This window comes from Actinotalea ferrariae CF5-4, assembly GCF_000603945.1.
Lineage (GTDB): Bacteria > Actinomycetota > Actinomycetes > Actinomycetales > Cellulomonadaceae > Actinotalea > Actinotalea ferrariae.
The window spans coordinates 1-6,852 of the sequence record NZ_AXCW01000156.1 but is presented as its reverse complement, the minus strand read 5'-3'; the positions used below and the strand labels follow the sequence as shown (position 1 = coordinate 6,852).

Sequence of the window (6,852 nt, the reverse complement as noted above, 5' to 3'; positions counted from 1 at the left end):
GCTCGGCCGCCAGACGACGAGTGCGCCCGTGCTCGTGATGCGCGCCGGGCGGTGGCCGCGCGGGACCGCGACGACCTCGCCCTGCGGGCCGGCGGCGAACACGCGGTGGCCGGGGTCGGCGACGGAGCGCAGCAGGTCGACCTGCTCCTGAAGCCGCTCCACCTCGGAGTGCAGCGCGAGGATCCGTTTGATCCCCTGCAGGTTGATGCCCTCGTCCTGGGAGAGCCGCTGGACCTCGCGCAGTCGCGCGACGTCGCGCAGGGAGTAGCGGCGGCCCCGGCCGCGGGTCCGCTGCGGCGAGACGAGCCCCAGCCGGTCGTACTGGCGCAGGGTCTGCGGGTGCATGCCGGCGAGCTCGGCCGCGACCGAGATCACGAACATCGGCGCGTCGTCGTGGGCCGGCATCTCCCGCTCCTCCCTCTGCTCCCGTCCGGTGGCGCCGCGGGCCTGGTCGGGCCGCGGCGCGGTCGTCGTCCTACTGGGTGGCGCGTGCCCTCAGGTCGGCGCGCGGGTCGGCGTCGGCGGTCGCCTCGGCGAACGCCTCGACCGCCCTGCGCGCGTCGCCGGACAGGCGCTGCGGCACCGTGACCTGCACGGTGACCAGCAGGTCGCCCGTGCCCTTCGCCGTCTCGAGCCCCTTGCCCTTGACCCGCAGCGTGCGGCCCGACGGCGTGCCCTCGGGCACCTTGACGCGCACGGTGGCTCCGTCGAGGGTCGGGACCTCGACCTGCGCACCGAGCGCCGCTTCGGGGAACGTCACGGGCAGCGTGACCCGGACGTCCTTGCCGTCGAGGCTGAACACGGGGTGCGGCTCGACGCGCACGGCGATGAGCAGGTCGCCCGCAGGCGCACCCGCCTCGCCGGGCCGGCCCTTGCCGCGCAGGCGGATCTTCTGCCCGTCGCGCACACCGGCCGGGATCCGCGCCGTGACCTTGCGACCCTCGACCGTCAGGGTCACCGTCGAGCCGGACGCGGCCTGCCGGAACGGCAGCGTCGTCGTCGCCTCGAGGTCCTGGCCGCGCTGCGGCGCGCGCTGACCGAAGCCGCCGCCGCCGAAGAGGTTGCCGAGGAGGTCCTCGAAGCCGGCACCGCCCCCGCCGGGCGAGCCGGTCGTCTGGTAGCGCATCCGCGGGCCGGCGCCCGGCCGAGCGCCCGCGCCGGCGTTGAACAGGCCGCCGAACAGGTCCTCGAACCCCGCGCTGCCCGCGCCGCCGCCCGGGCCACCGGGGCCCGCGGAGAACCGTGCGCCGCCGCCGGCCATCGCGCGGATCGCGTCGTACTGCTGGCGCTGCTCCGGGTCGGACAGCACGGCGTAGGCCTCGCCGACCTCCTTGAACCGCGCCTCGGCGGCGGCGTCTCCGGGGTTGTGGTCGGGGTGCAGGCTGCGGGCCAGCTTGCGGTAGGACTTCTTGATCGCTGCTGCGTCGGCGTTCTTGGGGACGCCGAGGATGGCGTAGAAGTCCTTCTCGAACCAGTCCTGACCTGTCATCGCCGCCCCCCTTCCTGGGTGTCGTCGCTCATCTCATCCTGTCGTGTCCCGGGGCCCGCCGCCGACGACGGGCCCGCCGCCCGCCCGCAGAGCGGGGGGCGACGGGCCCGGTCATGTCGGTCCAGCGGTCAGGCGCCCGGGTCGGCGACGGCGACGCGCGCCGCCCGCACGACCCGCTCGCCCACGCGGTGACCGGGCTGGAGCACCTGGACGACGGTCGGCTCGGTGACGTCGTCGGCGTGGGAGTGCATGAGCGCCTCGTGGACGGTCGGATCGAACGGCTCGCCCGCCGCCCCGTACCGCTCCCAGCCGAACCGGCCCAGCGCCGCCTCGAGCTTCTCGGCGATGGCCGCGAACGGACCGCCCTCGAGCTCGCCGTGCTGGCGCGCCAGGTCGATGTCGTCCAGGGCGCCCATGAGCGCCTCGACGACCCCGATCACGGCCTGGTCCCGCGCGACGTCCCGGTCCCGGTCGACCCGGCGCCGGTAGTTGACGTACTCCGCCTGGAGGCGCTGGAGGTCGGCCAGCCGCTCGGCCGCGAGGGCCTGCGCCTGGTCGAGGAGCTCCGCGGCGCCGTCGGCGGGCGACGCGGACTGCTCGTCCGTCGCCGCGGCGTCGTCGGGCGCACCGTGCTCGCCGGGGGCGGCGTGCTCGTCGGCCGCCGGCTCGCGCACCGCACCGGTCTGCGGGTCGATCCGTCGCTTGTCCGTGAACCGCGGGCGGGTGGGGTCGGGCTCGTCGCCCGACCCCCCGACCGGGGTGTTCGGCTGGTCCGTCACTTGCGCTCGTCCTCGTCCACGATCTCGGCGTCGACGACGTCCTCGTCGGAGGAGCCGCCCGTGGGCTGCTCACCCTCGGGCGCGGCGTCGGACGCCGACGGCGCCTGGTCCTGGTCGGCCCTGTACAGCGCCTCGCCGATCTTCTGGCTCACGGCCGTCAGCGCCGCCTGCTTGGCCTTGACCGCCTCGACGTCGTCGCCCTCGAGGGCCGTCTTGAGCTCGCCGACCGCGGCCTGGACCTCGGTCTTGACGTCCTCGGGGAGCTTGTCGGCGTTCTCCGCCAGCACCTTCTCGGTCGAGTAGACGAGGCCCTCGGCCTGGTTGCGGGCCTCGGCGTCCTCGCGGCGCTTCTTGTCCTCGGCCGCGTGCTCCTCGGCCTCGCGCACCATGCGCTCGATGTCCTCCTTGGGCAGGGCCGAGCCGCCGGTGATCGTCATCGACTGCTCCTTGCCCGTGCCGCGGTCCTTGGCGGACACGTGCACGATGCCGTTCGCGTCGATGTCGAAGGTGACCTCGATCTGCGGGACGCCGCGCGGGGCCGGCGCGATGCCGGTCAGCTCGAACGTGCCCAGCGGCTTGTTGTCCCGGGCGAACTCGCGCTCGCCCTGGAAGACCTGGATGAGGACGGACGGCTGGTTGTCCTCGGCGGTCGAGAAGATCTCGCTGCGCTTGGTCGGGATGGCCGTGTTGCGCTCGATGAGCTTGGTCATCACGCCGCCCTTGGTCTCGATGCCGAGGCTCAGCGGGGTGACGTCGATGAGCAGCACGTCCTTGCGCTCACCCTTGATGACGCCGGCCTGGAGAGCGGCGCCGACGGCGACCACCTCGTCCGGGTTGACGCCCTTGTTGGGCTCCTTGCCACCGGTGAGCTCGCGCACGACGTCGGCCACGGCCGGCATGCGGGTCGAGCCGCCGACGAGGACGACGTGGTCGATGTCGCTGAGCGAGATGCCCGCGTCCCGGATGACGGCGTTGAACGGCGCCTTGGTGCGGTCGATCAGGTCCTGGGTCATCTGCTGGAACTGCGCCCGCGTGAGCTTGGTGTCCAGGTGGACCGGGCCGTTCTCGCTCATCGACAGGTACTGCATGGAGATCGTCGTGCTCGTGGCCGACGACAGCTCCTTCTTCGCCTGCTCGGCGGCCTCACGGAGACGCTGGAGGGCGATCTTGTCCTTCGCCAGGTCGACGCCCGCGGTGTTCTTCACCTCCTTGATGAGGTGCTCGACGATCCGCTGGTCCCAGTCGTCGCCACCGAGGTGGTTGTCACCGGACGTGGCGCGCACCTGGATGGTCGAGAACGCGTCCTCGTCCTTGCCGACCTCCAGGAGGGACACGTCGAACGTGCCGCCGCCGAGGTCGAAGACGAGGATGAGCTCGTCCTCCTTGCCGCGCTCCAGCCCGTAGGCCAGGGCGGCCGCCGTCGGCTCGTTGACGATGCGCAGGACGTTGAGGCCGGCGATCTGGCCGGCGTCCTTCGTGGCCTGGCGCTGGGCGTCGTTGAAGTAGGCGGGGACCGTGATGACCGCGTCGGTCACCGGCTCGCCCAGGTACTCCTCGGCGTCGCGCTTGAGCTTGCCGAGGACGCGCGCGGAGATCTCCTGCGCGGAGTAGGTCTTGTCGTCGATCTGCTGCTTCCAGTCGGTGCCGACGTGGCGCTTGACCGAGGAGATGGTGCGGTCGACGTTGGTGACCGCCTGACGCTTGGCGACCTCACCGACGAGGACCTCACCGGTCTTGGAGAACGCGACGACGGACGGCGTCGTGCGCGCGCCCTCGGCGTTGGCGATGACGGTGGGCTCGCCGCCCTCGAGGACGGCGACGACGGAGTTGGTGGTGCCGAGGTCGATGCCGACAGCTCGTGCCATGGGTGATGCCTCTCCCTGTAGTGGTGCTGCGTGGGTGGGCCGCGCGTTAGGCGCCGGCCGCGAGTGTTGAGCCTTCTGCGCTCAAGTCTGCGCCGCGCCGCCGTCGGACGCAAGCCGCACGGGCATGAAGTTGAGCCTGTCTGACTCAACCCTGCCTCAGCCCACCCCATTCCCGCCCGGTCGGCCGGGGCACCGGGCCGCGAGATCGGTACCTCCACGCCGGCTCGGTACCAGGACGTGCCGAGCTCGCGCACAGGTACCGAGCTCGGTGCCGGTCGACGAGCAGCACCTGTGGACGGGGGACCTGCCCGCGCAGGTGCGCGCCACCCTGGGCCGGTGCCGCGTCGTCCCGGAGCCCGCAGTCCAGTGCAGCAGCGCCCTGTGGTCATGCCGACCGTCCACCTGGCCCGGGACCACGAACCGCACGACGTCCAGCAGCACCTTCGCGCCGGTCGATGGCGACGGGTCCGGCGGGGCGTGTACGTGACCGACGAGCCCGCTGCCACACCCGGGCGCCGCGCGACCACGGACGACCTCGCCCGTCTCGAGGGGCTACGGCGCAGCTCGACGTCCGCGTACGTCGTCAGCCACACCTCGGCTGCCGCGTTGTGGGGCCTGCCCCTCCTCCGGCCGTCCCCGAGCACCCACGTCACGCAGTCGTGGCTGCCCAACCGGCGCAACGGCGCCGGGATCGTCCGCCACGTCACCCGGTTGAGCGAGGCCGAGACGACCCTCCGGCACGGGCACCCGGTGACCACGCTCGAGCGGACCGCCGTCGACTGCGCGATGGCACTGGGGCTGCGGGGCGGCCTCGTCGTCGTCGATGCCGCCCTGCACGCGGGGGCGGATCGCGCGGTGATGGAGGCGACGCTCGCCGGCCTCGCCGGACGCCGCGGCGTCCGAGCGGCCCGGACGGTGCTCGACCTCGCCGACGACGGCGCGGAGTCGCCCGGCGAGTCCCTCACGCGGCTCTGCCTCGTGCAGGGGGGACTGCCGCGGCCGGAGACCCAGATCGCCGTCGACACCCACCTCGGGACGGTGTGGGGGGACCTGGGATGGCGACGGCAGCGCGCGCTCGTCGAGTACGACGGGCGGACCAAGTACGGGGCGGGCGGCTCGGTGGGCGCGGACCTGCTCGCAGAACGACGGCGCGAGGTCGCCCTTCTCGAGGCAGGCTGGCAGGTCCTGCGCGTCACGGCAGCGGACCTGCGGGAGGCGCCGGCCACGCTGGTCGCCCGCGCCCGCCGCCTCCTCGGTGCACCCTGAGCTGCGCCTGACCGCCGTCGGCGGCCCGGTCTGGACGCGCCCGCGGGCACGCCGCCCCCGCGAGTCTGGACGCACGCGCGCAGGCCGCCCCGCGAGTCTGAACGCACGCGCGGGCAGGCCGCCCCGCGAGCTCGGTACGTCCTTCCGAGCTCGGTACCTCCAGCTACCGAGCTGGTGTCGAGGTACCGAGCTCGGCGGAGGGCGGGGCGGGCGGCAGGAGCCGGACCAGGATCCGGTGCAGCGCCTCGACCGCCCGCGGGACGGCCGTGCTCCGCCGGACGAAGGAGGTCCGTCGCAGGCCCAGCTCCTGGAGCGTGGGACGCGTGACCACCGCGAACCGGGTGTCGACCGCGGCCGGGGTGACGATCGTGCAGCCCAGGCCCTCGGCGACCAGCCCGTGGATCATGTTGAGGTCGTCCGTGCGCATGAGGACCTTCGGCTCGAAGCCCACGAGGCGGCAGGCGCGCAGCAGCACCCGGTCCGACGTCTCGTTCTCGTCGCGGCTGCAGATCCAGTCGGCATCGGCCAGGTCCGCGAGGTCGATCGGCCCGTCGGCGGCGTACGGGCTGTCGCCGGACAGGAGCACGCGGTAGTCCTCCTCCAGCAGCACCGTCGACGTGAGGTCGGGGGAGGCGAACGCGGGCTCGTCGGCGGAGTCGTAGATCAGACCGGCGTGGAGGTCGCCGGCGTGCAGCTGCTCGACCACGTCGGTCGGCTCGGCCTCCACGACCTCGACCTGGACGCTCATCGCGGCCCGGAGCTCGCGGATGGCGCGGGGCAGGAGCTGGGAGCCGATGGACGCGAACGTCCCGACCCGGATGGTCGTCAGGCCCAGGTCGCGCTGGGTGGTCACGAGCCGTTCCGCCTGGTCCAGCCGCGCCAGGATCTCGTCCGCCTCGCCCACGAGCACCGCGCCCAACGGGGTCAGCCGCGCCCCGCGCCGGTCCCGCTCGACGAGCTGGACCCGGAGCCCGCGCTCGAGGGACGCCAGGTGGTGCGCGATGGTCGGCACCCCGTAGCCCAGGGCGTGCGCGGCTCGCGTCAGCGAGCCGTGGTCGCGGACGGCGACGAGCACCCGGAGCTGCTGGGGGTGGATCACGACATACAGGCTATGACGCTTCCTTCGATTTCTTGCCATTCCGTCGGAGGCTCGGCTCCCCCTACCTTCAGCACCGTGATCGACCTCAGCTCTCCCGCCGTCGACCTGACGCGCGCCGAGACCCGCGTCCTCGACGCCATCGACGAGCAGCGCCTCGTCGACGACCTCGTCGGGCTCATCCGCACCCCCAGCGTCACCGGTACGGACGCGGAGTCGGACCTCCAGCACTGGCACGCCCGGCAGCTCGCGGAGCTCGGGTTCGACGTCGACCACTGGAAGCTCGACCTCGCCGAGCTCGCCGCCCACCCCGACCACCCCGGCACCGAGGCGCCGCGCAGCGAGGGCTACGGCACG

7 protein-coding genes are annotated in these 6,852 nt (G+C 73.5%); 2 read left to right on the top strand and 5 right to left on the bottom strand.

From position 1 onward, the window contains the following. From N866_RS13015 to dnaK, 4 genes are all read right to left on the bottom strand, one after another. The coding region (locus tag N866_RS13015; protein WP_034227005.1) for a heat shock protein transcriptional repressor HspR at positions 1–405 on the bottom strand (405 nt) is incomplete at its 3' end. A gap of 70 nt (positions 406–475) precedes the next feature. Then, positions 476–1,489, bottom strand: a complete 1,014-nt coding sequence (locus tag N866_RS13010) for a DnaJ C-terminal domain-containing protein (RefSeq protein ID WP_034227002.1) — start codon at positions 1,487–1,489, stop codon at positions 476–478. Positions 1,490–1,617: 128 nt separating this feature from the next. After that, the gene (grpE, locus tag N866_RS13005; protein WP_034227000.1) at positions 1,618–2,268 is read right to left on the bottom strand and encodes a nucleotide exchange factor GrpE; all 651 of its coding nucleotides are present in this window, start codon (positions 2,266–2,268) and stop codon (positions 1,618–1,620) included. After that, a complete protein-coding gene (gene dnaK / locus N866_RS13000; RefSeq protein ID WP_034226999.1) occupies positions 2,265–4,133 on the bottom strand; it encodes a molecular chaperone DnaK in 1,869 nt (622 codons plus the stop codon). Before dnaK ends, grpE begins: the two co-directional genes overlap by 4 nt. Positions 4,134–4,520: 387 nt before the next feature. Between dnaK and N866_RS12995 the strand changes: the two genes are divergently transcribed. Next, positions 4,521–5,399, top strand: coding sequence for a hypothetical protein (locus N866_RS12995; protein WP_155855358.1), 879 nt, complete (start codon positions 4,521–4,523; stop codon positions 5,397–5,399). A 163-nt stretch (positions 5,400–5,562) separates the two neighbouring features. Here the strand turns inward: N866_RS12995 and N866_RS12990 are convergent, their stop codons facing one another. Then, positions 5,563–6,498, bottom strand: a complete 936-nt coding sequence (locus tag N866_RS12990; protein ID WP_052023026.1) for a LysR family transcriptional regulator — start codon at positions 6,496–6,498, stop codon at positions 5,563–5,565. 75 nt (positions 6,499–6,573) lie between these two features. On the opposite strand from N866_RS12990, the gene N866_RS12985 reads away from it, so the two are divergent. Continuing rightward, on the top strand, positions 6,574–6,852 hold a 279-nt coding region (locus N866_RS12985; RefSeq protein WP_034226997.1), incomplete at its 3' end, for a peptidase M20.

Coding starts and splice junctions, on each gene's coding strand:
- N866_RS13010 (WP_034227002.1), bottom strand. CDS start 1,489: ATGACAGGTCAGGACTGGTTCGAGAAGGACTTCTACGCCATCCTCGGC.
- dnaK (WP_034226999.1), bottom strand. CDS start 4,133: ATGGCACGAGCTGTCGGCATCGACCTCGGCACCACCAACTCCGTCGTC.
- N866_RS12995 (WP_155855358.1), top strand. CDS start 4,521: ATGCCGACCGTCCACCTGGCCCGGGACCACGAACCGCACGACGTCCAG.